Annotated in this window: 19 protein-coding genes and 1 pseudogene; 15 read left to right on the top strand and 5 right to left on the bottom strand. The window is 55.8% G+C overall.

Going from position 1 to position 25,840, the window contains the following annotated elements:
• Positions 1-49: 49 nt before the first annotated feature.
• Positions 50-772, bottom strand: a complete 723-nt coding sequence (locus C8K61_RS12680) for an SOS response-associated peptidase (protein ID WP_108096617.1) — start codon at positions 770-772, stop codon at positions 50-52.
• 93 nt (positions 773-865) lie between these two features.
• On the opposite strand from C8K61_RS12680, the gene C8K61_RS12675 reads away from it, so the two are divergent.
• From C8K61_RS12675 to C8K61_RS12660, 5 genes are all read left to right on the top strand, one after another.
• A complete protein-coding gene (locus tag C8K61_RS12675; RefSeq protein WP_108096616.1) occupies positions 866-1,303 on the top strand; it encodes a LexA family transcriptional regulator in 438 nt (145 codons plus the stop codon).
• Positions 1,290-2,564 carry a translesion error-prone DNA polymerase V subunit UmuC gene (gene umuC / locus C8K61_RS12670; protein WP_108096615.1) on the top strand — a complete coding sequence of 425 codons (1,275 nt, stop codon included), beginning with the start codon at positions 1,290-1,292 and terminating at the stop codon, positions 2,562-2,564. The genes C8K61_RS12675 and umuC overlap by 14 nt, the downstream gene beginning before the upstream one ends.
• A gap of 233 nt (positions 2,565-2,797) precedes the next feature.
• On the top strand, positions 2,798-3,163 hold the full coding sequence (locus C8K61_RS26615) for a hypothetical protein (RefSeq protein ID WP_146174280.1): 366 nt from the start codon (positions 2,798-2,800) through the stop codon (positions 3,161-3,163).
• A 653-nt stretch (positions 3,164-3,816) separates the two neighbouring features.
• Positions 3,817-4,290 (top strand): hypothetical protein, encoded by a 474-nt coding sequence (locus tag C8K61_RS12665; protein ID WP_108096614.1) that lies wholly within the window; start codon positions 3,817-3,819, stop codon positions 4,288-4,290.
• Positions 4,290-5,321 (top strand): serine/threonine-protein kinase, encoded by a 1,032-nt coding sequence (locus tag C8K61_RS12660; RefSeq protein ID WP_108096613.1) that lies wholly within the window; start codon positions 4,290-4,292, stop codon positions 5,319-5,321. The genes C8K61_RS12665 and C8K61_RS12660 overlap by 1 nt, the downstream gene beginning before the upstream one ends.
• A gap of 585 nt (positions 5,322-5,906) precedes the next feature.
• Here the strand turns inward: C8K61_RS12660 and C8K61_RS27230 are convergent.
• The 4 genes and pseudogenes from C8K61_RS27230 to C8K61_RS12640 form a co-directional block, all read right to left on the bottom strand.
• Positions 5,907-6,484, bottom strand: a pseudogene (locus tag C8K61_RS27230) (phage protease); the annotation flags it as partial.
• A 62-nt stretch (positions 6,485-6,546) separates the two neighbouring features.
• A complete protein-coding gene (locus C8K61_RS26610) occupies positions 6,547-6,948 on the bottom strand; it encodes a hypothetical protein (protein ID WP_146174279.1) in 402 nt (133 codons plus the stop codon).
• A gap of 83 nt (positions 6,949-7,031) precedes the next feature.
• Positions 7,032-7,766, bottom strand: coding sequence for a GTP pyrophosphokinase family protein (locus C8K61_RS12645; RefSeq protein ID WP_108096611.1), 735 nt, complete (start codon positions 7,764-7,766; stop codon positions 7,032-7,034).
• A 560-nt stretch (positions 7,767-8,326) separates the two neighbouring features.
• Positions 8,327-9,976, bottom strand: a complete 1,650-nt coding sequence (locus C8K61_RS12640) for a YfjI family protein (protein ID WP_108096610.1) — start codon at positions 9,974-9,976, stop codon at positions 8,327-8,329.
• Positions 9,977-10,172: 196 nt separating this feature from the next.
• On the opposite strand from C8K61_RS12640, the gene C8K61_RS12635 reads away from it, so the two are divergent.
• The 10 genes from C8K61_RS12635 to C8K61_RS12590 all read left to right on the top strand — a co-directional run bounded on the left by C8K61_RS12635 (position 10,173) and on the right by C8K61_RS12590 (position 25,838).
• Positions 10,173-10,403, top strand: coding sequence for an AlpA family transcriptional regulator (locus C8K61_RS12635; RefSeq protein ID WP_108096609.1), 231 nt, complete (start codon positions 10,173-10,175; stop codon positions 10,401-10,403).
• 336 nt (positions 10,404-10,739) lie between these two features.
• Positions 10,740-11,729 carry an inovirus-type Gp2 protein gene (locus C8K61_RS12630; protein WP_108096608.1) on the top strand — a complete coding sequence of 330 codons (990 nt, stop codon included), beginning with the start codon at positions 10,740-10,742 and terminating at the stop codon, positions 11,727-11,729.
• Positions 11,730-11,844: 115 nt separating this feature from the next.
• Complete coding sequence (locus C8K61_RS12625; protein ID WP_256589419.1) at positions 11,845-13,995, top strand: NERD domain-containing protein; 2,151 nt, start codon at positions 11,845-11,847, stop codon at positions 13,993-13,995.
• 208 nt (positions 13,996-14,203) lie between these two features.
• A complete protein-coding gene (locus C8K61_RS12620; protein ID WP_108096607.1) occupies positions 14,204-15,106 on the top strand; it encodes a YafY family protein in 903 nt (300 codons plus the stop codon).
• A gap of 4 nt (positions 15,107-15,110) precedes the next feature.
• On the top strand, positions 15,111-17,189 hold the full coding sequence (locus C8K61_RS12615) for a RecQ family ATP-dependent DNA helicase (RefSeq protein ID WP_108096606.1): 2,079 nt from the start codon (positions 15,111-15,113) through the stop codon (positions 17,187-17,189).
• Entirely contained in the window at positions 17,186-18,595 is a 1,410-nt protein-coding gene (locus tag C8K61_RS12610) for a DNA-processing protein DprA (RefSeq protein WP_108096605.1), read from the top strand. Before C8K61_RS12615 ends, C8K61_RS12610 begins: the two co-directional genes overlap by 4 nt.
• 59 nt (positions 18,596-18,654) lie before the next feature.
• A complete protein-coding gene (locus tag C8K61_RS12605) occupies positions 18,655-20,157 on the top strand; it encodes a class I SAM-dependent DNA methyltransferase (RefSeq protein ID WP_256589418.1) in 1,503 nt (500 codons plus the stop codon).
• Positions 20,154-21,683, top strand: a complete 1,530-nt coding sequence (locus tag C8K61_RS12600) for a class I SAM-dependent DNA methyltransferase (RefSeq protein WP_108096936.1) — start codon at positions 20,154-20,156, stop codon at positions 21,681-21,683. Before C8K61_RS12605 ends, C8K61_RS12600 begins: the two co-directional genes overlap by 4 nt.
• Positions 21,676-22,848, top strand: coding sequence for a restriction endonuclease subunit S (locus C8K61_RS12595; RefSeq protein WP_108096604.1), 1,173 nt, complete (start codon positions 21,676-21,678; stop codon positions 22,846-22,848). The genes C8K61_RS12600 and C8K61_RS12595 overlap by 8 nt, the downstream gene beginning before the upstream one ends.
• Positions 22,845-25,838, top strand: a complete 2,994-nt coding sequence (locus C8K61_RS12590; protein ID WP_108096603.1) for a type I restriction endonuclease subunit R — start codon at positions 22,845-22,847, stop codon at positions 25,836-25,838. Before C8K61_RS12595 ends, C8K61_RS12590 begins: the two co-directional genes overlap by 4 nt.
• Positions 25,839-25,840 lie beyond the last annotated feature (2 nt).

Here is a 25,840-nt window from a genome sequence, read left to right as displayed (position 1 = left end):
GTGGCCCTGGCCGGCCAGTACCTCGAGTGCCAGCGGAACCACAAAGGGCTTATTGAGGCTGTGAGGGCACGCTGACCACTGGGTCGTTGATCCGCTGTATCAGCTCGGGCCCTTGGTTGCGCGGGCTTCCTACTGCTTTTGGCACCGGGTACCAGGTGAAGGCATCGGCACCCAGGCCGTGGTCGGTCGCGATCGCAAGCGCTCTGGCTGGCTCGGTGCTGGGGTCGATCCATTCGGCGGCCAGTTCCGGCGGCAGCACTACCGGGCGCCGGTCGTGGATATCCAGCAGGCCCGAGTCCGCTGCGGCGGTGATGATGGTGAAGCCGTCGTCTTCGGCTTGTTCCAGGCCCTGGGTGACCTGGCAGAGGGAAGCGAAGAACAGCGGCGCCCCGGCCTTGGCCTTGATGAAGTAGGGCTGTTTGATCTTAGGATCATCCGGGTGCTTCACCCATTCAAACCAACCATCGGCCAGCGCAAGCGCGCGGTGCTTCCAGATAGCCCGGAAGAAATTACCGGTGGCCACCGTCTCCACCCTGGCGTTGATCGCCGGCGGCATCTTCCTTTCCTTCGCCCAATGCGGCGCCCATCCCCAGCGTATGGCCTCGGCTGCCAGCCCATTCCCAGTGTCGTAGATGATCGGCGCCTTCTGGGTTGGGGCGATGTTGTACCGCGGCCCGGCAGCCGGGTCAGTCCGGTCCTCGATCGGCTGCATGATCGCCAGCACGTCCCGCCAGCGGTCCAGATCCTGCTCTTTCGCATAGCGCCCGCACATCGTCTTCTCCCGCCTGCTGTTCGTCAGTCCACCTTGTCGGACTGATCTCGCCGCATTACTGTATAAATACACAGTTATCTTCGGCTGCTTCCTATGTCAATCGACTACCTTGGACACATAAATGTTCAGGGGCGGCGTCTGCCGCTCTACTCATTCACCGTTCCGGCTGGGTTCCCATCGCCGGCGCAGGACCATATCGAGCGGGAAATTTCCCTCGACGAGCTGCTGGGTCTGCGTCTGCCCCAAACCTTTCTCGCCCGGGTCGGCGGCGACAGCATGACCGGTGTCGGGATATTTGATGGTGACTTGGTGGTGGTGGATCGCTCCGTCGAGCCGAAGCCCGGCCTGATCGTCATCGCTGCCCTCAACAACGAGCCGCTGATCAAGACGCTGGGCAAAGAGGGCGATCAGTTCATCCTGCAATCTGAGAATCCCCTTTTCGCACCGCGATACGTGTTCGAGTCCGACGAGCTGGTGATCTGGGGAGTGGTCTTGTACAGCATCCGAAGCCATTCCCATGCCCGAGCATAGGCCGTGCTTCGCCCTGGTGGATTGCAACAGCTTCTACGCCAGCTGCGAAAGGGTGTTTCGACCTGACCTGCTCCGAGTGCCGATCGTGGTGCTCAGCAACAACGATGGCTGTGTGATCGCCCGCAGCGCCGATGCCAAGCCGTTCGTGAAAATGGGCGAGCCGTATTTCCAGATCAAGGAAAAGCTCGAGGCGAATGGCATTGTCGCCTTCTCCAGCAACTACGCCCTGTATGGCGATCTGAGTCAGCGCGTCATGACCGTCATCGAAAGCCTGGTGCCGGCGGTGGAGATCTACAGCATCGACGAAGCCTTTTGCGACCTTACCGGCATGACCGTGCCGCTGGAGAGCCTGGGCCGCCAAATCCGCTCGAAAGTACAGCGCTATACGGGCATCCCCGTTGGGGTGGGCATCGCCGGCACCAAGACCCTGGCGAAGTTGGCGAATCACGCGGCGAAGCGCTGGCAGCGCCAAACGGGCGGAGTGGTGGACATCACAAACCCGGAGCGTCGGGACAAGCTGCTGAAGGCGTGCGAAGTCAGCGACGTGTGGGGAATCGGCCGGCGGATGACCGAGCACCTGACCAGCATGAGCATCAAAACTGCCTGGGACTTGGCCCAGGCCGATCCTTGGACCTTGCGTAAGCAGTTCAGCGTGGTGGTGGAGAAGACAGCCAGGGAGTTGCGCGGCACGCCCTGCATGGAACTGGAGGAGGTGGCGCCACCCAAGCAGGAAATTTGCTGCAGCCGGATGTTCGGCAAGCGCCTGACCAACATTGAGCCTATCCGCGAAGCGGTGGCCACCTACGCCGCCAGGGCCTGCGAGAAACTTCGTGGCCAGGGTTCGCTATGCAAGAAGGTGAGAGTCAGCATCCGCACGGGCATGTTCAATCCCGACGAACCGAAGTTCGCCCGGGGCGTGGTGTGCGAGCTGCCGTACCCGACAGATGACACCCGGATTATCACCAAAGCGGCCATGGCCGGCCTGGAAGAAGTGTTTCGGGAGGGCTTCAAGTACAGCAAGGCGGAGATCCTGCTGATCGATCTCCGTCAGCGCGGCGAGTTTACCGACGACATGTTTGCCCTAGTGCAGCCGGAGGCAAGTGAGCGGGTGATGAGCGTAATGGACATGATCAACGCGAAGTGGGGAAGGGGAACGGTTCGCCCTGGTGGGGTTCCGGCGACGCCGGACTGGGGCATGAGGAGGGAACTCAAGAGCCCGAGTTTTACGACTCGGCTGGATGAGCTTTGGACGGTGAGGTGAGGGCGTCTTGTACCAATTTCTGTACCAATGGATGGGGAAAGCAGGGGAAATTGGCGGGTGAAGCGGGGGAGTACCAACGGGGGAATGAGCCCTACAGGCCCCTATGACCCCCGAGGGGCATCATAAGGAAATGTCGCGCCCCGGGGCGGGGAACCCTGGATGGCGCTCAAGCGCATCTCCTTAGCAGGTGCTATATAAACGAGCGTTCAGGCCCAAATTCGATGGGGAATCGCATGCAGCAAGCAAGGCAATCTATCCGTATACAGATCATCCTCTTCTCCTTGTTGATGAGTCTCGGCCACTCAGCGCTCGCTTACGATCCTTATGACTGTCTCGACGATGTCGCCAACGTCGATCCAGAAATGCCCATAGGGCTCGCGACGGAGCTTTGTTCTGGCTCATGGTCGCCGGAACCGGTCAATTGCTATCAGGGCGCCTCAAAAATAGATGAAGAGATTTTGCGAGGCATTGCAGTAGAACTTTGCGCAGGCTCAACGAACGCTGGAAACACTTTGGAGTGCTATGCAAAAAGTGGAGGTCGGGATTTAAACCGCGGTCTTGCCACAACCCTATGCAGCGCTAAAAAGGGCAAAAACTAAATCGTCTTGCCAATGTTTCGGGATGGGAAGCACTTGCGCAAAACCACCGCTGGAGGCCGCGTACTTTCGTTTGCAAAAGCACAATTCGCGGCGTAGTTTGCACGGTGATAGAAGGGCAATATCTATTTTAAATCAATGGCTTATATGTCTTATCTGGCTAGCATGGGGTGCTAGGGGTCGAGTGTTCGAATCACTCCGTCCCGACCATTATTCTCCAAGAAATCCAGTCACTTAGCGGTGACTGGATTTTTTTATGGAGAGATTTTTCTCCCGTTGACGGTTTTTGTGCCACTTTTTGTGCCACCGGAAATTATGTTGTAAGCGCGCCGGATTTGGCACTGCATGATTCTGTAGGTTCGCGCCCGATTTGGCAGTGTTTTGCTTCCTATCTGGCATGAGCTAGCACAGCTGATTTCCTGCTTTTTGCAGGTTATTTGGCATCCTAAGCGTCCGCGAAAGATGCGCCCGTTTCTTGAGCTCCCGACTCAGCTGGATAGCTGGGTTTTCCTTTGGTTGGTCCCCTACCTGTGCCGGCGACGGCTGATTTATATCCCACTCCAAACAGCTTTACCCTGGCAATGTGCTATCCGCATTCTCGGACTGCTAGACTGGCGTTTTAATACTGTCCTACAACCGCACAAGGAAGTTTTGGCATGACAAGACGTTACGTTGGCATCGTAGTCGTAGGGGAGGGGGTCACAGTGGTAGATACCGAGGTGCCGGACGACAAAAGTTTGCCAGTCACGGTTCTATCCGATTCGACTTGGAGTCTTCAGAAGGGGGAGCGAGGCCCAGCTCTTGCCGTTCTCCACCAGCGTTGCGCCGATTATCTCCGAGAAAATGAGATTTCTCAGGTTGTGGTGAAAAGCAGTGCGTTGCCCACCGGTAGCGCGAAACTAGCTCTGCTAGAAAGTGCCGAAGTGCGGGGTGTAATCATCGCTGCGGCTGCTTCAGCATCTCGTGTCGCTATCCTTTCAAAAGCCGTTATCAGCAGAACCTACGGCGAGCGCAAGGTTGATGAGTACTTGAAGGATGACGACTTCTGGGGGGAGCACGTAGAGGGTGGGAAGCTGAGAAAAACCAGCCGTGAGGCAGCCATGCTTATCATTGCGGCGAGGAATCGTTGATGGCTGGTGTGGTTCCTGAACTGCGTGTTGGTGCGAAGCTCGGAAACGGCCATTTTGGAGAAGTGTTTCTCGGCGAAGATGGCGTCCACGGGAGGGTAGCTGTAAAGGTTTTAGCCCGGAAGCCAGAGCACGATGATGCTGAGTGGTTAGCTTTCAAGACGGGCTTCTTGGCTGAGGCCCAAAATCTGTCGAAAGCTCGTCATCGAAACGTTGTACATGTTTATCACATCGAAGAGCTGCCCGATGGCAATAGCATCCGCTTTTGCATGGATCTCTGCCCAGGCGGTTCGCTTCAAAGCGCTTTCGATACGGCACCGATGCAACTGTTAAATGTTCGTAAAGCGGCTACCGAGGTGTGCCTCGGACTGGAAGCTTTGCATGCTCGCGGCATGCTCCATCGAGATATTAAGCCAGGCAATATTTTGCTTGATGGGGCAGGAGTTGCCCAATTGGGAGACTTCGGGCTTGTCACTGATAACTTGATCATGGGATATGGCTCCCAGGCAGGTTATTGCGACCACATTGCCTATGAGGTTTGGTGTGGGCAAGGTACTAGCGCCAAGACAGATATCTGGGCTTTAGGAATGACTCTCTATCGACTACTACATGGTAAGAGTTGGTATGAGGAGTCGCCCTCACCGCAAACTATAGTTCATGAGGGAGGGTTCGCCGACACGCTTCGGTGGCTTCCCCACATCCCCAAAGCTTGGCGCAGAGCCATTCGAAAGATGCTGAATGACGATCCTGCTGCGCGTTACCAGACCGCTGGACAGGTTTTAAATGGGCTTTCGGCTCTCCCCACTCCCAACTGGTCTGTCGTCGTAACGCCTGATCTGGTGAGATGGGAGCTGCCGGCAGGAGGGCGATTAAAAGTCGTTGAATGGACTAGACACTCCCCCCGGAAGCACGAGTGGAAAGCTTGGAGTGAGCCGGTTGGTAATGTGGGCAGAAAAATGACCCTTGGATCTTCGGACGGTGTTATCGGTAAGGGCCAGGCCGTACGAGAGCTTGAAGGGTTTTTCGGGGACTAGTCTTAATTGGAACGAAGCGCGCGGGGAAGGATGTAACGCTGGTTACCATCTGTGTGCTTGAGGGGTCTTAGCTCTAAATATCTCGCAGCAAGCAGCCGTCGAGATTCTGAGCATAGCGAGCAATACGATTTACTCGCCATAACCCCCTCTTCAGGCTGCCAGTAGCGTTTGCAGTACCTGCATTTGGGGAATGCCACGTTCAGGTTCGCTGATTTTTTGCTCATGCCGTTATCGTTCTTTGGCGTCCTGGTCAAAACGCTCGCAGGGAATACAATCACTTAACTGTCTATATATACAGTATGTGCCTGAGTGGCTTCTTGCACAAGCCTGTATGTAAAGGAGTCTGTGCAGGCTTTCCGCTTCCGCGTCGTGGGAGTTGCGAAGAGGCCTTCGTGTATCGTTGAGTCCTATGGAAGGACCAGGCAATAGATCGCGGATTGATATGGATAGGCGGGTGGTGGGGCCTCCCAGTCCGGTTAAAGCCGGAAACCCCACATAGCCCTCCGCAGTTGCCTGCGTGGTACGGCCGGGAGATTTACACCGTGTCACACCCGTTACGCCACTATAGCAGTTCAAGGGTATTAGCTAGTCGTGGAGTGTCCTTAGGTAATCAGCTGGTGACACGTTCATAGCTTTGCAAATCGCCAGCGTTTGTGTGCTTAGGCTTTCAATTGTGTCGCCATCAACTGGAAAAGTCTCGGGGGGTACCTCTGTTCTCAGAGCAGCTAGATACTCATGAGGGGATACCCCAATGGCCTTACAAATGGCCAAGGTCTGCGCGTCTAGCGGCACGTCTGAGATCCCTTGTTCGAATCGAGCTGCTGCCAGCGCCATCAAAGAATCCATGCCATCCAATGCGGGATAGTTGGTCAATCCAACATGGTGTAGATCAGGCACTTCTCCTGTCTGTGTGTAGTGCTGAAGACTGGGCTAAGCTGGCGGCATTCCTTTCCGGCAATGAACTTTGCTCCCTGTTCTGTTCCATCTGCCTGTGCCACAAAGAGCCCTTTTCCGTTGTGCCATTCTAGGGCGCTTCCATTGAGCCACGCGGTCGCAGGCGCTGGCCGGCCATTCTCGCTGCTGTACAGAGTTTGATGCACTAGAGCTATCCCTCTGGCGACCAATTTCGCGATCCGGCGACGAGCATTCTGAGCATTCAGATACCAGTGCCCAGTTTGGACGTCCCAGAGAGCGAAGGGAACGGATTTACCCCACTGCTAGGTGCTTATCGCAGGGAGGCGCAGACGCGGGTGCAAACCTCGATAATTCTCTTGTGAGTAGAGCGGGTGATTTCTACTTGGCCTGCTGAATATTGCGAGTCAGAAACCAGCGTTGTTATGGCCGGCTTTTCCGAAAACGTAAAGTTAGATAGATGGCCGCTTAGTTCACTGGGCCTATCTAACCAGTAGGATTTCGGAAATGAAATTACGGGTGGCGGCCCCAAGCGAAACGCAAAAATATCTAGTGTTTCACTATTAGTCGCTCGGAGCTGGAATAGCAGCGTTTCGGTGTTTGACTTTCCTAGGGGACGAAGATCACTGGATTCGAGTACTTCGAACATTTCTCGGTATCTATGCCCGCCTAAGCCGCGGATGAATTTTTCTAACATTTTCTCAGTGTTGGTCATGATCCATCCTGCGGCCTAATGATCAAGCAAAGGGGCTGGCTAAACCGGCCCCAATGAGCGAATAGAAGATTTGAACTTTGCTATTAATCCTGTAGACCTTCTCGATTGCCATCAGCAAGTTTTTCGTCTGTAAGCTGTTGGTAAGTATCCCTCAGTTTCATTAAGGTTTTATCCTCGATAGCAAGTCGTGCAGATATGTCAGCAAGAAAGCTTTCAAGTGTCTCATTTTTTATATTGTAATTTTTGGCCTTATAAAAAAACTCATGAGTAATATCTCCCCATGCATCTTGAAGTTTTGATCTGACTTGTATTTCGCATAAAATTTTATTTGGAGTGACAACTACCTTGTCGTCCACTTTTTTTACGCTATCATATTCTACGTCTGCGAATACATGAATAGCTCTGTATCCAGCCGGTTGTGGATTTTTAATGAAGTCCTTTAGGGGGTATTTTGTTTCATCTGCAACTGTAAAATGACTAGATGAATTAATAGATGCTAGCATTCCATACACATCGTCTACAAACCAACAAACCATTCTTGCACCGATGAAGTCTTTGATGACCTCAGTGGGATAATAAAATTGAGGCCAGCCATCCCCTTCTAGCTTCTTTAGGAAGCTACTAAGCGTCTTGACGCGAGTAGTGATTTTTACTGCTTCAGGCGGAAGCTTTTCATTTATTGTATAAGCTAGAGCTAATTGCTTTAATTTAATTTCTAAAAGCTCTGCTACCTGGTCTAATTCTTTTCCGTATCTGGAGTAAAATCTTATAGCTCTATCTTTTAACTGTTCGGCCGATAATTTCTCTTCATTAATCATGAGTTTTCCTTGTTTAGTTATTGGTCGTTCGCCTAATGATTAAGCTTTAGTGCTGGCCTTGGCAAGTCCTCGCGAGCGAAGTGAATTATTTTAGCGCATTATGAGACCCCAGCAGCCCCACGGTGTGAAGGGTTATAAGCATCAAGTGCTTGCAGGAAAGGCAGGCTCAGCTCGGTTGACAGCATAAACCAGGCAGGGTGACCAAATGTCTTAGGATAACCTTTATCTTCTCCCTCGCCATTCCAGCGCATTGCTAGCCGGTTGGGATCGCCTTCCCACACGCCCCAGGCAACCGAAAAGCCGTTGAGATTATGAATGATTTCGTGGACTTTTAAGTTTTCAGTTTTAACTTCTTTTTGGTGTGAAATCGTATTATCTCTGGTCGGGCCTAGCTATAATTCAAAAGCTTGTGCGTTGCATGATCTCTTCGAGCTATTTGTGTCTGGCGCTGTTCCTTGCTTATGTATAGCTCCTCGGTCGGTTTGGTCGTAAGTTTTTTTTGAATTCCAAAGGCTTTGTTGTTTTAAATTGTTTTTCCAGTGAGGGGGCTCGCCATTTGGTTAACGTACTTTGATAAAGTAACCTGCCACTCCTCGCGAGCCGTTACTGGAGTTTTCCTGTCTTTCATATACCTGCTCGCTAAATAGTGGTAGTTCTCTTATTGTGATGATCTGGCCATTTTTCAATTCTGGTTCACCCTCTTTGAGTAGAATTGACTCGCTAAATCGACAATATCTCCCTTCTCTTGCTATGTGTCCGAGCTTCCTTAGGATTTCAATGGCTGCGTCAAGTCGCTCGCTATTTGCGCGTCCTCTGAGTGAGCTGGGGCCATTTTGCTTAATTTTGGTTAATGAAAGCCTAATCGCCGCCCCTGACATTAAATCATTTAAGGTTTTCTCCCCTTGATTTCTATTCTGGAGTGGATCTTCTTTGTGGGCAGTTGTGAGTAGGTAGTGTGCTAGGAGGTTTGCATCTGTAACAATCTGTGGCTCGCTTGCCAGGTATTTAATGAAGTGGCTTGAGCAGTTCTGTGAAAACTCCCAGCAAAATTTCAAGGTGGCGTAGTCAATTTCGGTATCGCTGTCTGAGTCGCGCTCAAAAGTATGCAGAATTGCAGCCAGACGACTGGTGTTTTCCAGTAGCTTAGAGGCATGATCTTTTAGATAATGGTATAAACCGTCCTCCTGCATCTGCTTTTCAAGATATCGGCTGTAATTGAACCAGAGGTCTTTCGCCTGCTCCGAAAAGGATAGTAGTTGGCGCTTAGGCAATGCCGCTGATTCCAAGCACTCGCGGACACGAATATTGAAAGCCAGTCGGCGTGGAAGCTCAGTAAGTTTTCGATCCGTGCGCCGACCAGCCATAGCGCGCGGTTTTACTACAAGAAATCGGGCGAGGAATCCTGTGCCGCGCGCCTCTTCGCCGCGCTTGCCCATGAAGCGGCTGACTACGCTCGGTTGCGCCATTAGCGATAGCGTGAGGCGGGCATTTTGAAGAACAAATCCTTCTCTGGAAATCCGATCAACGATTACGCTATTTCCATCCCACAGAGTGTTGAGCTTGTCTAGCTCACCTAGGGCTTTGCCGCTGAAAATACCGTTTGCTTCGCTCGTCAGCAGGCAGCCATTGGGTTCGTTTTCGTAAAGCATGTGGACAAGGGCTTGAGGTGTCGTGTCTTCATAGAGGAACTTGCTCGAGCGAGCTGGTTGGGGCTCGAGTCTCACATGTTCGGCGATGGCCTTTAGCGCTGCCTGCATGGCGGCTTCATCTTGGGCCTCTGCAGCGCATTTGCTGTACATGCGCTCCAAGTGTCGCTTGTGTGTGTTCCACAGTTGGTGCTCGACGCGATGCTCTATCGACGCACTTTCGTTGGCGCTATGCGCCGCATCATTTAGGCGATTTATTGCCTCAAAGAAATTGTTCTGGGTAGTGGTCTTGCGCTCACCGGAGTCGGCGATTGTCAGCAGCATGAGTGAGGTCGGCACTTTATGTCCCGTAGGCATCACTACGTCGACATGTTTCTGGCAGGCCGTGGCCATCGCCCCGAAGGCGCACATCAGCGCCATCTCACGGGAAACCTGAAGTTCTCGTGCCGCTTCTGTTACAGCCGCCTCTGTAAGGCTTTTCTCGTGGAAAGATGGCCAGCTGTCCTGGTGGGCATGGGATTCGTCATGATTTGATTCTTTTGCATCGTTGTCAGAGTGTTTCATAAAAGCCTGCTATTTCCGCTATTAGTAGCAAAAATAGCAGACTATGAAATTGGTTGTTGTCTAGGAAAAACTTTCGCGACCGAACCAAGTATGGATCCACTCAAAAAAGTAATGCCTTGATAGAGCGTCTGTGTGCCCCTCTGACGTCTTTTTTTACCGTCTTCGCACATCCTCTGAGCCATAGAGGAGCCTGCTCATGCGAATTATTCGTCTGAAAGAAGTCATCGACTCGACTGGTCTTGCCCGGTCGACCATTTACAAATACATCGGGGAAGGCGCCTTCCCCAAGCCGGTATCTCTGGGCGACCGCTGCGTAGGCTGGGTCGATAGCGAGGTGTACGACTGGATACTGGCCAGGATCGAGGAGCGTGACCAGGCTGAGGGGGCTGCAATACGCTCCTCAGGGCATTTGAGTATGGCCAGCTAGAACTGACCACTTGCGCCATGATCGGCTTTGGCTGGTCATGGCGCTTATGCCGGGTTGTGTGCCAGGCATTCTCAGCTAACTCTCCCAAGATCCAAGTGATCGAATTTCTCGGCTGGCAAGGCAATGTTGCTCCTCATTGTCTTGCCATGTTGGCGTGGTGACGGGGGCTTTCGGCGGGATCTAGTTATATAGTTCTAGACTATCAATTCATAACCAACCAATAGCCTGAATGCAGATGCCTACACAGACGCCACCACACAACCAGTGGGATAGGTCATCGATTAAATAAATACACATCACGCACCTGATATGCCATCAACCAATCAGGCGTACACGATGACCCAACGACACAGCTACACCTACCTCTCGCAGTCCAATATCGCTATCCGGATTGAACGACTCGTCAACGCGATCCAACGTACAGATAGCCAAGCCTTCCGCATCACTTATTCAAAGCATGGGGATCAGCAGGTCACTGCAACCCGGCTGTCAAAATACTTCGATGGGATCGAACAGATGGTCGCTCTGTTCGAGTGTGATGTGGTGTATGACTACAGCTGGCACTTGAACCTTTTCCGAGAGGCCTGCCAGGCCATTGGGCTTGAGCTTGGCTACGTCGGTATCACCTGCTTAGACGAAGGCGAAACACGCTATCTGAGCGCCAGCGAGACGCTGAACGAACTGACCAAACACATCCGAACGCTTCTCAGCAAAAAACGATATACGCGCCGGGAACATGACCAGCGTTACCTGGCTCTGAAGCAGGAGGTCGAAGTCGGTCGTTACGTTGATGCCGTACGGAGTCTTTACGCCCGTACCTGCGTTGTCAGGGTTGATCTGTACTACCGGATGGAGGCTCAGGCTAGGTTGCGTGTAGAGCACGTATTCGACGACCTGAATCGGTTGATTGCTGAGCGTGAGCGTAACCTGATTTTCGACCATGAGACCGGCTACATATGCAGTGTTGAGCAAGGCGAGGATCGGGGGTATCACATACATGCGGCCTTCTTCTTCAACGGTGCTGAAGTGAGTGCCGATATCTACAGGGCGCAGCGGATCGGTGAGCTGTGGGAGCGTATTACCCGTGGTCAGGGCTGCTACAACAACTGCAACCTCGACAAAGACAAATACCAAGACAGGCTGGGGATTGGCCTAATCCATAGGCGAGATCTGAATGCTCGGGCAAACGTGCACTACGCCATGCGTTACCTGGTCAAGAATGACCAGCACCTGCGGCTCAAGCCTGAGGGCGCTCGTTGCTTGCGTAAAGGCCTGGCTAAGAAGGTGCGCGGGACGACTAATCGGCCCATTGCCCGGCGGGCGTAACTCATCAGTTGGATTGGTTTGGTAGTTCCGGCCCGCGCTGGTGATGCTGATGGAGTCTTGGTCTACCAAAGGTTTAGGCTCCGCCCAGGAATTTATGGCTGAAGGAAATTCTGGGATGACAGAGAAAGGAGAACGATGCCGACAGCATTATCAGTCGGTATACGAACGGAATCAGCCGGCACTCAGCAAGGGCCTGGCTCTTGATGAATCCTTGCATCATTTCCTTGATCAGCGCCCGGCAGGTAAGAACCTGTCAGCGCTTGATCGTGCGCAAGGTCTGGCAACGGCATCTTTATGGCTTGATGTGGATGCGGTAGCTGGGTCCGAACTCGCCAGCCTGGCCCTCAGCCGGGTGCTTCATTTCGATAATGCAGTCAGTGTCGAGCGGCTGTTGCACCTCGCTAGCCATAACCCGGAAACCCTTCGATGGGCGATTCGCTACTCAAAGCTGTTTGCGCGAACAGAATCCCCCCTCTGGCTTGCGCTGCGTGCGGCGCTCGCCGGGGATGAGTGGCAAGTTTTCTTCGGCGTCTGTGATCGCCTGCTTGATCAGCTCGGGCCTTTTGATGAGCTGATAGCCATTGCCGAAAAACAGCTTAAGCACTTATCGCTGCTGGAGCTGTTTTCCTACCTCAGTATTTTGGCCTACCAGGCATTTATCGAAGATGGCTCAGATGACCCTGCAGGCCAGCAGTGGAGGGTCTACAACCGCATTATTTTGAGGAAGCTCCGGGTTTGCCCAGAGGAAGATTTCCGCCTGAGCGAGTCACGGCTCGGGAAATCGCTGAAGCGGCACCTGTCACCGATTATCTTTCCCGAATCCAGCATTTCTGACATGGTGAAATGTCGTCAAAATCTTGAGTCTTTAGCCCTTTTGATCGGGGCCACCCAAGAGCGGATCGACTACGAAGATTCCATCGACTGGTTCTGCTTCGATTCGGAGTGCCGTTACCAGCTAAAGCCGGGCGAGTCGGTCATCTACAACCAGTCGAAGGCGGGAACAGAGCGGTGGCAACGCACCGGACGTAAGAACGACCTGCTTTGGCACTACTGGATGAATCGTGCAGTACATGCCTTCGCCCTCTCTGGCATGGCTGAACAAATCATCGGCTCGTCTGAGAATCATGAGCTGAACCAGCTGGCCTATATCAAAGCGGTTCGCAGCCTGCTGCAATTGCAGCAGGTTTACGGCTTGGGTGATCGCGTCTCGCTCAATGATGGCTCCCAGGTTCAGCTTCACCACGTCTTGCTGGCCAGCGAGTTGGCCTCGGTTTTCTTTCGGAAAGAGTTTATCCAGCCATTCCAGAGTCATTTGCGGGAGTCGGGCGTTCTTGCCCAGGCGCTAGGGCGCTTGGCCATGAATGGCCTACTTACCGGGGAAAACCGGTTCCCCATGACCTGGTCCGAAGAGCAAGAAAAGATCCGCAGGATCACAGGCTGGACTGTCAGTGACGAGCACCCGAGAGGCAGCGCAGATTCAGCCAAGGCCATCCTTACGTTTTGGACCAGCGACCTCAAAGCGCTATCCCAGCAATTGAAGCTGCAGCCCGGGATGCCTGCACCGAGGCTGTACGAGCAACTCTTCTACAAAATCGGCCGCTACAGCTTTCAGTTCCCTTGGGTTGGCGCGCAGCAGAACAACCTGACTGCTGCCATCAATAACTTGCGGCGCGTGAATGCTCGCAGAGCTGATGTACAGGCAGAAACCCAACGAGTGGAGTCGGCGTTGGCCGAGAGTCTTCGGCAACGAGGCTTTGCCGTTGAGGTGGGATATCGGCCGGCTGTGACAGACGAGGATGATGCCGGTGAGGTGGATCTGATCTGCCACCAGGATGGCGTGCTACTGCTCCTTGAGGTCAAGTCGGGTTATATCCGCTCGACCACACATGAGGTCTGGTTGCATCGCACCAACACGTTGCGCAAGGCAGCCTGGCAGTTACGGCGCAAACAGGTGGCGGTACTCAGTGCGTTGCTGACTGATCAAGAGCTGCGCGCCAGGCTGGGCTATCACGGCCCGGAGCCCGGGGCGGATCTGCGCGCCTGGATCGTCGATACCTCCATTGAGCTCGATGGGCAGTCAGTCGATGGCTTCAGGGTGGTATCCCGAGAGGGGCTGGAGGTCATTCTGCGTGATGAGAAGCAGCTCCTCATGCCGATAGATCAGCTTGAAGAGGGAATTCAGGATTCGTTGTTTCCTGACGGGTTTACTGCTGGCCGATTTGTTGCCGTTGTCGAGTCCAACGAACTGTGGGAGGGCATTTATTAGTACTTGGATGGCAATGTTTTAGGTTCGGCTTGCTGTCTGCCCTGGGGGGGTATTTGGCGGATGAAGGTGCTTTGATATTTGCTCTTGTGGTTATCAAAATGCAGCGTATAGGTGATCATTATAGGGTAATGTTCGTACTCTAAGGAAGGGTATGTGCCATCCCGCTAACGAAGCACAAGGATTCGCTAACCCGAACGAGCCAGTCACGATGTCGAACGAGCAGCTTGTAGATCTCACTCAGCCACAGCGCGATCGGCTCGCGTTTGTGGAGTTACGCGTGCGATTCATTGGGGAGATACGCCGCCAGGATTTGGTCACGCGGTTTGGCATCCAGTCTGCCGCCGCATCCAGGGATCTGGCTCTGTACAAGGAGCTGGCCCCCGGCAACATCGATTACGACTCCAAGGCTAAGTCCTACGTCCTGGGGCAACGCTTTCAGCCAGTCTTCGACTTCCCGCCGGAGCGAGTGCTCTCGTGGCTGACCCAGGGATTTGGTGACGGCGAGCCGATGCGGCTCAAGGCGTGGGTTGCCAGCGAGAGTCCGTCCCGGCTCACCCACCCAGATCTGGACGTCCTTGCGAGTGTGACTCGGGCTATTCACCAGGAGTGTCCGCTTGGCATCGAGTACCACTCCATCTCTAGTGGACGCACCGAACGGGAGGTCGTCCCGTTCGCGCTGATCGACAACGGCCTGCGCTGGCACGTCCGCGCCTTCGATCGGAAGTCACAGGAGTTCCGCGATTTCGTCATCACTCGGATCAGGAACCCCTTAGTGCTCAAGGGCCAGTCAGTGGCGGCTCATGAGATGAATGATCAAGACATCCAGTGGACCCGTATCGTCGAACTGGATTTGGTGCCGCATCCGGATCAACCCCGAGCGGAGATCACCGAGCTGGACTACGGCATGCGTGACGGCGTGCTGCGAATGAAACTGCGCGCCGCCACTGCCGGATACATCCTGCGAAAATGGAGTGTCGACTGCTCGCCGGATCATAGTCTGCGCGGGCATGAATTTAGACTCTGGCTGAAAGATCATCTGGCGCTGTATGGCGTCAAGAACGCTGTGTTGGCGCCGGGCTACCGCTGGCCCGACCAAAATAAGGGGGAGTAATAACGTGGCCTTCGATCCAATACGCGCGCTGGCATTGCTCCGGATCGGCTCCGGACGCGCCGATGCCTCTTTCCGCGACGGCCAAGAGGACGCTATTCGTCACGTAGTCGATGGCAAAGGCCGCCTGCTGGTCGTGCAAAAGACCGGGTGGGGCAAGAGCTTTGTCTACTTCATCGCGACAAAGTTGCTGCGGGAGTCTGGAGCGGGCCCCTCGTTATTGATTTCACCGCTGCTCGCGCTGATGCGAAATCAGATCACAGCCGCAGAGCGGATGGGGGTTCGCGCTGCCACGATCAACTCCGACAACATGGACGAATGGACGGTAGTTGAGGGCAAGTTGGCCAAGGGAGAGATCGATATTCTTTTGATCTCGCCGGAGCGCCTTGCGAACGAGCGTTTCCGGACGCAGGTTCTGGCTGGAATCGCTGCACAGATTTCGATGCTGGTCATCGACGAGGCACATTGCATTTCCGACTGGGGCCACGACTTCCGACCTCACTACCGCCTGTTGGAGCGGATCGTCAAAACGCTACCGCCGAACCTGAGACTGCTAGCCACCACCGCAACAGCGGACAACCGTGTGATGGAAGACCTTGCTGCCGTTCTAGGTCCGAAGCTGGAGGTCTCGCGTGGCGACTTGAATCGGACTTCGCTTTCCCTGCAAACGATCCGCCTACCCAGTCAGGCTGAGCGTCTTGCCTGGCTAGCAGAGCAGCTTGCCACGCTGCATGGACACGGCATCATCTACACGTTGACGGTCCGCGATGCCAATCAGGTAGCGCAATGGCTGAAGACACAAGGCTTCAACGTCGACGCCTACACCGGCGAAACCGGCGATCGCCGAGAGCAGCTTGAACAGGCGCTGCTTAACAACCAGGTCAAAGCACTGGTTGCCACAACAGCACTTGGCATGGGCTACGACAAGCCAGATCTGGCGTTTGTCATCCACTACCAAATGCCTGGATCGGTCGTTGCCTACTACCAACAGGTTGGTCGCGCGGGGCGCGCGCTGGACTCGGCTTACGGCGTACTTCTTAGTGGCGAGGAAGAGTCCGATATCACGGACTGGTTTATCCGAAGCGCTTTTCCGACCCGAGAGGAAGTTGCAGGGGTCCTTGGGGCCCTTGAAGAAGAGGCCGATGGCTTGTCCGTTCCGGAGTTGCTAAGCCGAGTCAATCTCAGCAAGGGGCGTGTCGAGAAGACGATTGCACTGCTCTCGCTGGAATCGCCAGCGCCCATCGCTAAGCAAGGCAGCAAATGGCAGCTCACGGCAGCAACACTGAGTGAAGCGTTCTGGGGGCGAGCGGCACGCCTCACTGCGCTACGGCGAGACGAGCACCAGCAGATGCAGGACTACGTCAGCCTTAAGTTTGGTGATCACATGGGGTTCCTGATCGGCGCGCTCGACGGTGATCCGAGTGTTGTCATCGAACCAGCCTTGCCGCCGCTGCCTACAGTAGTGGATGGCGAGCTGGTCAAAGCTGCCGTCGAATTTCTTCGTCGAACCAGCTTACCCATCGAGCCCCGGAAAAAATGGCCCGATGGTGGAATGCCCCACTACGGCGTCAAGGGACTCATCACCCCCGCCCATCAGGCCGAACCCGGCAAGGCGCTATGCATCTGGGGCGATGCTGGTTGGGGTGGCTTGGTTCGACAGGGCAAGTACCACGACGGCCACTTTTCAGATGACCTCGTTGCTGCGTGCGTGAAGATGATTCAGGAGTGGAATCCGCAACCGGGCCCGACCTGGGTGACCTGCGTTCCTTCGCTCCGGCATCCCGAACTGGTACCGAATTTCGCGCAACGCTTGGCTGCTGCCCTGGATCTACCGTTTCACCTGGTCATCGCAAAAACAGACGCAAGACCTGAACAGAAAACGATGGCAAACAGTACGCAACAGGCGCGCAACATCGATGGTTCGCTCGCACTCAACGGCCAGCCCATTCCTCCCGGTCCTGTCCTCTTGGTGGATGACATGGTCGACTCGCGCTGGACGCTCACAGTGTCCGCTTGGCTCCTTCGTATGAGCGGCAGTGGTGCAGTTTGGCCGATGGCCCTTTCACAGACGGGACACGACGAATGACACCAGACCTCTCACCAAACACCCAGGCGATCTTGCTGCTGACGGCACCGCTTATTGCCGGCCGCGGCACTGCATCATCGGATCTGCTCACTCCTGGTGAATACAAACGTCTCGCGCGTCATTTGCGCGAGATCCAGCGCCAGCCCGCCGATCTGCTTTCGCCGGACGCATCCGAGATCATGCATGCGTGCCAACCGGTAATTGATGAAAACCGCCTGCAGAAATTGTTAGGAAGGGGATTCCTGCTGAGCCAAGTGGTCGAGCGCTGGCAAGCACGTGCCATCTGGGTAGTCAGCCGCGCGGATGCCGAGTATCCGCGCCGCCTGAAAGCGCGCCTGCGTGAAGATGCTCCGGCAGTGCTCTACGGCTGTGGCGACATGGCTTTGCTCGAAACCGGTGGACTTGCCGTTGTTGGATCGCGCCATGTGGACGAGGCCCTCACCGACTACACAATGGCAGTTGGCCGGCTCGCGGCTCGGGCTGGTAGAACACTTGTCTCCGGCGGCGCCAAAGGCATCGATCAGGCCGCCATGCGTGGCGCCCTTGAGGCGGGCGGAGAAGTTTGCGGCGTGCTGGCGGACAGTCTGGAAAAGACCACCATGAACCGCGAGCACCGCAACCTACTGCTCGATCGTCAATTGGTGCTGATTTCACCTTACGACCCGAGTGCGGGGTTCAATGTCGGCCACGCCATGCAGCGGAACAAGCTGATTTATGCATTGGCAGACACCTCACTGGTGGTAAGTTCCGACCTCAACAAAGGCGGTACTTGGAGCGGTGCTGTTGAGCAGCTCGACAAACTCAAGTTTGTTCCGGTCTTCATTCGATCGACGGGTGAGTCTTCCACCGGATTGGAGGGTTTGCGGAAGAAAGGCGCGCTTCCCTGGCCTAACCCGCAAGACGTAGATGCCTTCGAGGATGTTTTCAACGTGTCGGCTTCGACACCGACGGCATCCCCACAGACTGGTCTAGCGCTGTTTTCGAACGACGAGCCAACGCCGGCTAATGCCAAGCCAGCGGTGTCTGAACAACGCAAAACCGCGCCATCACCCCAGGCCGAGAGCGAACCATCGGCGCCGGTCGACGTTATTTCTGCTACGCAGCCCACCGCTGATGTATCCGAAGAACTTTCGCCAGTTAGACCAGAAGTCGTAGCGCCGATAGACGCCGCCAAGGAATCTACGCAGTCGGCATCGATCCCTGCAGAAGTACTCTTCGCTGCCGTGCGCGCAGCGATTCAGCAGCTATTGAGTGTGCCCATGAAGGACACCGAAATAGCGGCCGGGCTAGACGTCTCCAGCGCGCAGGCCAAGGTATGGCTACAGCGTCTGGTCGACGAAGGCATATTGGAAAAGCAGAAGAAGCCTGCGGGCTACGTCGTCAAGCAAAAGCGGCTATTTGAGTAACCTATGAATATCAAGCAAGAACATAAGCCGCAGTGTGACGGCATCGATATAGAAGGGCCATGCGTTTGAGCAAACAACAAATCACCCTCGGCCAGCTCGAAAGTCACCTCTGGGAATCCGCCAATATCTTGCGTGGCCCGGTGGATGCGGCCGACTTCAAGACCTACATCTTCCCCCTGCTGTTCTTCAAGCGTATCTGCGACGTTTGGGATGAGGAGTACCAGGAGATCGTCGACGAGACCGGCGACGACCAGCTCGGCTGGTTCCCTGAGTCGCATCGATTCCAGATTCCGGATTACTGCCACTGGGAGCACGTGCGTGAAAAGTCGATCAACGTAGGGGCTGCATTGCAGTGGGCTATGCGAGAGATCGAGAAGGCCAACCCCGATACCCTTTATGGCGTGTTCGGGGATGCCCAGTGGTCGAATAAAGAGCGGTTGTCCGATGCCTTGCTCAAGGACCTGATCGAGCACTTCTCCAGGCTGCCGTTGGGCAACAAGAACGTCAACTCGGATTTGCTTGGCGACGCCTACGAATACCTGATCAAGAAGTTCGCCGACGCCACCAACAAGAAGGCCGGCGAGTTCTACACCCCACGCAGAGTTGTGCGGCTGATGATCGACATGCTTGATCCCAAGGAAGCCGAGACAATCTACGACCCGGCCTGCGGTACTGGCGGCATGTTGCTAGCAGCCGTGCAGCACGTCAAAGAGATGCACGGCGACGTGAAGCGGCTTTGGGGCAAGCTGTACGGGCAAGAGAAAAACCTTACCACCTCATCCATCGCGCGGATGAACTTGTTCCTCCACGGTATCGAGGACTTCCGGGTAGTGCGTGGCGATACGCTGCGCACCCCGGCCTTCTTTGAGGGCGATCGATTGGCCACGTTCGACTGCGTGATTGCCAATCCGCCGTTTTCGTTGGAAAAGTGGGGCGAAGAGTTGTGGCTGAATGATCCCTTTGGCCGCAATTTTGCTGGCCTGCCGCCGTCATCCAGCGGTGACTTCGCGTGGGTACAGCACATGGTCAAATCGATGGCTCATGTGAGCGGTCGAATGGCTGTGGTCTTGCCCCAAGGCGCGCTGTTCCGCAAGGGTGTCGAAGGCAGCATTCGTCAGAAGTTGCTGGAAATGGATCTGGTCGAGGCTGTGATCGGGTTGGCTCCCAATCTTTTCTATGGCACCGGTCTCGCTGCGTGCATTCTTGTGCTGCGCAAGCGCAAGCCGGGCGAGTACAAGAAAAAAGTGCTGATCGCTGACGCCTCGCGCCTGTTCCGCCGGGGGCGTGCGCAGAATTTTCTGGAGTCTGAGCACGCTGCTGAAATCCTTGGCTGGTATCGAGGTTTTTCTGATGTGCAGGATGCGGTCCGCGTGGTCAGTCTGGATGAGATCAAGGCCGAGGACTGGACGCTGAATATCTCGCGCTACGTCCTGCCACCACTGCAAGAAGACATCCCGCCGTTACCCGACGCTATCACTGCGTTCAAGGATGCGCTTACTCGTTGCCGCGAGGCTGAAGAACGGCTTGCGCACGTCATGACTGAAGGGGGATGGCTGAAATGAATCACCCAAGAAAACGCATTAGCCAACATGAACTCGAAAGCTACCTGTGGGGCGCCGCAGTGCTGCTGCGCGGCCTCATCGACGCCGGCGACTACAAGCAGTTCATCTTCCCGCTGCTGTTCTACAAGCGCGTGTCGGATGTGTGGGAGGAGGAATACCAAGCGGCCCTGGCCAACTCAGGAGGCGACCTCTCCTACGCGCAGTTCGCGGAGATCCACCGCTTCCAGATTCCTGACGGCGCGCACTGGAACGATGTACGCCAAGCCCCTAAGAACGTGGGCGCAGCTATCCAGAAGGCCATGCGCGCTATCGAGACCGCCAATCCGGATCTGCTCGATGGCATCTTCGGCGATGCACCCTGGACCAACCGCGAGCGCCTGCCCGATGAAACGCTGAAAAACCTGATCGAGCACTTCTCTACGCAGACACTCTCGGTGGCGAATGTGCCCGAGGACGAGCTCGGCAACGCCTACGAGTACCTGATCAAGAAGTTTGCCGATGACTCTGGCCACACCGCCGCCGAGTTCTACACCAACCGCACCGTTGTGCATTTGATGACGCAACTCCTGGCGCCGCAGGCGGGCGAATCAATTTACGACCCCACCTGCGGTACCGGTGGCATGTTGATTTCGGCGCTGGACGAAGTGAAGCGCTCGGGCGGCGAATACCGCACCCTCAAGCTCTACGGGCAGGAGCGCAACCTGATTACCTCATCCATCGCGCGCATGAACCTGTTCCTGCACGGGGTGGAAGACTTCGAGATCATCCGGGGCGACACCCTGGCCGAACCCAAGCACATCGAAGGCGACCGCTTGCGTCAGTTCGACGTGATCCTGGCCAACCCGCCGTACTCCATCAAGCAGTGGAACCGCGAGGCCTGGAGCAGTGACAAGTGGGGCCGCAACTCGCTGGGTACGCCGCCGCAGGGCCGCGCCGACTACGCCTTCCAGCAGCACATCCTGACCAGCCTCTCCGCCAAGGGGCGTAGTGCCGTGCTCTGGCCGCACGGCGTGCTGTTCCGTAACGAAGAACAGGTCATGCGCGCCAAGATGGTCGAGCAAGACTGGGTCGAGGCCGTCATCGGCCTAGGCCCCAACCTGTTCTACAACTCGCCGATGGAGTCGTGCATCGTCATCTGCAACCGCAGGAAGGCCGCCGCTCGCAAGGGCAAGGTAGTTTTCATTGACGCGGTGAACGAGGTCACCCGGGAACGGGCGCAGAGCTTTCTGAAGCCCGAGCACCAGCAGCGCATCCTGACCGCTTACAAGACCTTTGCGGATGTGCCCGGTTTCGCCAAGGTCGCCACTCTGGCCGAAATCGGCGCCAATGCAGGCAACCTCTCGATTCCGCTGTACGTGAAGCGCATTGCCGCCGCCGCCATTGCCACCGACAGCGATGGCAACGCGGTATCGCTGCGCTCCGCTTGGGATCAATGGCAAACCGATGGCCGTGCCTTCTGGCAACAGATGGACGCGCTGGTGGAAACGTTGGATGGACTGATTACGGAGGACATCGAGCGTGTCTGACAAGAACAATAAAGCCCCGAAGCCCGGCTGGCGACGGGTGAAATTCGGCGACGTGGTGCGCCTCTCTAAAGCGCGCAGCCAAGATCCGCTGGCCGATGGCATTGAACGCTACGTCGGTCTGGAACATCTCGAACCAAGTGACTTGCGCATCCGCGGTTGGGGCAGCGTCGCTGACGGCGTGACCTTCACCAGCATGTTTCAACCTGGACAGGTGCTGTTCGGCAAGCGCCGCGCTTACCAGCGCAAGGTGGCTGTGGCGGATTTCTCTGGGGTGTGCTCCAGTGACATCTATGTGCTAGAGACCAAGGATGCGCAGGTCTTGCTGCCGGAGTTGCTGCCATTCATTTGCCAGACCGACGCCTTCTTCGATCACGCCGTGGGTACGTCGGCAGGCTCCTTGAGTCCCCGCACAAACTGGACAAGTTTGGCGGACTTTGAGTTTCCCCTTGCGTCTATAAACGAACAGAAACGGCTTGTTGATCTGCTTCGAGCAGTCGAGCGAACCAGTGAGTTGCATCAGGAGGTTGGCGGATTTTCCGGCCAGCTTGTTCGCGCATTACTTGCTGACGTACTGAGTCGAGAATGGCCAGTTGTTGACCTTGGCTCAGTCGTTCAGGGGACCCAGTACGGCCTCTCAATCAACGCCGGATCGGACGGTCAGTATCCGATGCTGCGAATGATGAATATTGAAGATGGGCTCTGCGTCGAAAATGACATCAAGTATGTAAACCTCAGCGAGAAAGACTTCGAAGCCTATCGGCTGGTCGACGGCGATGTGCTTTTCAACCGGACAAACAGCTATGAGCTGGTTGGCCGAACAGGGTTGTACGAGCTCGAGGGCGACCACGTCTTTGCCTCATACCTTGTGCGGATCAAGACTGTCCCTGAAAAGCTGGAACCGAAGTTTCTCACGCTTTACCTGAACTCTGATTTCGGGCGTCGACAAGTTCTTGCATATGCGACGAAGGCGGTAAGCCAGGCGAACGTGAACGCCAGTAACTTACTCCGTGTTCGTCTGCCTTTGCCGCCCTTGGAGGTGCAGAAGCAGCTGCTGGAGGAGATTGCGTGCGTGAAGTCCGCGGAAAGGGCAGCGATGGTGCGCCGCTTCTCCGCAGAGGAGATGAAGAAGCAGTTGCTGGCAGAGATTACGGGGGACGCAGAGTGAGCTCTTTCAACGAATCAAATACCGTCGAAGCCTACGTCCGCGATCTGCTCGCCGGCCCGATCAAAACTGTCCCGGCCAACACCGCCCAGGAAACTCAAGCCAGCTACGGCCTCAGCCCCAAGGGCATCGGCTGGCGCTACGCCGCCCAGGCTGAGGTGCCGCGCCAGATTCAGGAAGTGCTGGTTGAATCTTGGCTGCGCGATGCGTTGATTCGCCTGAACCCGGAGATCGCCGCTCAGCCCGACCGCGCCGACGAGGTGCTCTACAAGCTGCGCGCCATCTTGCTGTCGGTGCGATCGGATGGCCTGATCCGCGCCAACGAGGAAATGTCCGCCTGGATGCGCGGTGAGCGCTCGATGCCCTTCGGCCCCAACAACGAGCATGTGCCGGTGCGGCTGATCGACCTGGATGATCTGGCGCAGAACCAGTACATCGTCACCCAGCAGTTCATCTACCGCGCAGGCCCCACCGAGCGCCGCGCCGATCTTGTGTTGTTGGTCAACGGGCTGCCGCTGGTGCTGATCGAGGCCAAGACGCCAGTCAAGAAGTGCATCAGCTGGGTCGATGGCGCGGTGCAGGTGCACGACGACTACGAGAAGTTCGTGCCTGAGCTCTTCGTCTGCAACGTGTTCTCGGTGGCGACCGAAGGCAAGGCTTACCACTACGGGTCCATCGGCCTTCCGGTCAAGGATTGGGGTCCGTGGCATCTGAATGGCAATGGGGAGGATGGTCAGCACCACCCGCTGAAGTCGCTCAAGCTGTCCGCTGAGAGCATGTTGCGCCCGCATGTGGTGCTGGACATCCTCGGCAGCTTCACCCTGTTCGCCACCAACAAGAAAAAGCAGCAAATCAAGATCATTTGCCGCTACCAGCAGTTTGAAGCGGCCAACAAGATCGTCGAGCGCGTGCTGGCGGGTTACCCCAGGAAAGGGCTGATCTGGCACTTCCAGGGTTCGGGCAAGTCACTGCTAATGGTGTTTGCCGCGCAGAAGCTGCGCATGCATGCAGGCTTGAAGAACCCCACGGTGCTGATCGTGGTAGACCGGATCGATCTCGACAGCCAGATCACGGGTACGTTCACCGGAGCTGACATTCCCAATCTGGAAAAGGCGGATAGCCGCGAGAAGCTGCAGCAGCTGCTGGCGCAAGACGTGCGCAAGATCATCATCACCACGATCTTCAAGTTCGGCGAGGCCACAGGCAGCCTGAACGACCGCAGCAACATCATCGCCCTGGTGGACGAAGCCCACCGCACCCAAGAAGGCAATCTGGGCCGCAAGATGCGTGAGGCTCTGCCGAATGCGTTTCTGTTCGGTCTGACCGGCACGCCGATCAACCGCGCCGACCGTAACACCTTCTACGCCTTCGGCGCCGACGAAGACGAGAAGGGCTACATGAGCCGTTACGGCTTCGAGGAATCAATCCGAGACGGCGCCACACTGAAGCTGCACTTCGAGCCCCGGCTGATTGACCTGCACATCGACAAGGCGGCGCTGGATGTCGCGTATAAAGACCTGACCGGCGGCCTGTCGGATCTCGACAAGGACAACCTCGCGAAGACCGCCGCCAAGATGGCCGTTCTGGTCAAGACGCCTGAGCGCATCCGCAAGGTCTGCGAGGACATCGTCCAGCACTATCAGACCAAGGTGGAACCCAACGGGTTTAAGGGGCAGATTGTCACCTTCGACCGGGAGTCCTGCCTGCTATTCAAGACCGAATTGGACAAGCTGCTTCCGCCCGAAGCCACGGACATCGTCATGTCGGTGCAGGCGGCGGACAAGAAGGGACACCCAGAGTATGCGCCCTACGACCGAAGCCGCGACGAGGAGGAGCGACTGCTGGATCGCTTCCGCGACCCAGCCGATCCGCTGAAGCTGATCATCGTTACGGCCAAACTGCTTACAGGGTTCGATGCTCCCATCCTGCAGGCCATGTACCTGGATAAGCCGCTGCGTGACCACACACTGCTGCAGGCCATTTGCCGGGTTAACCGCACCTATTCCGAACAGAAGACCCATGGCCTGATCGTCGACTACCTCGGCATCTTCGATGACGTGGCGGCCGCACTGGAATTCGATGACCAAAGCGTCAAGCAGGTGGTGAGCAACATCCAGGAGCTGAAGGACAAGCTGCCTGAAGCCATGCAGAAATGTCTGGCCTTCTTCACCGGCTGTGACCGTACGGTGGAAGGTTACGAAGGGCTGATCGCCGCGCAGCAGTGCCTGCCCAACAACACGGTGCGCGACAACTTTGCTGCTGAGTACAGCGTGTTCAACAAGATCTGGGAGGCTCTATCACCGGACACGGTTTTGGGCCCCTTCGAGAAAGACTACAAGTGGCTGTCGCAGGTGTATCAGTCGGTGCAGCCCTCCAGTGGACACGGCAAGTTGATCTGGCATTCGCTGGGGGCCAAGACCATTGAGCTGATCCACCAAAACGTACATGTCGATGCTGTACGGGACGACCTGGATACCTTGGTGCTGGATGCCGATCTGCTAGAAGCTGTGCTTTCGAACCCAGATCCGAAGAAGGCTAAGGAGATTGAGATCAAGCTCAATCACCGTTTGCGTGGGCACTTGGGCAATCCGAAATTTAAGAAGCTTTCTGAACGGCTTGAGGCGCTGAAGGACCGCTTCGAATCTGGTCAGGTTAACAGCGTCGAGTTTCTGAAGCAGTTGCTGGAGATCGCCAAGGAGACTCTACAGGCCGAAAAGGAAATGCCGCCCGATGAAGATGAAGATCGGGGCAAAGCGGCGTTGACTGAGCTGTTCAACGAGGTGAAGACCGACGAGACGCCGATCTTGGTTGAGCGTGTGGTCGCGGATATCGACGAGATCGTGCGCTTGGTGCGCTTCCCCGGCTGGCAGGGCACGCAGTCTGGCGAGCGTGAGGTCAAAAAAGCGTTACGAAAGGCTCTCTTCAAATACAAGCTACATGCGGATGACGAGCTGTTCGAAAAGTCTTACAGCTATGTCCGCCAGTATTACTAAAA

It is taken from the genome of Pseudomonas sp. GV071 (assembly GCF_003050835.1).
Classification (GTDB): Bacteria; Pseudomonadota; Gammaproteobacteria; order Pseudomonadales; family Pseudomonadaceae; genus Aquipseudomonas.
This window is presented reverse-complemented; position numbering and strand designations above follow the sequence as displayed.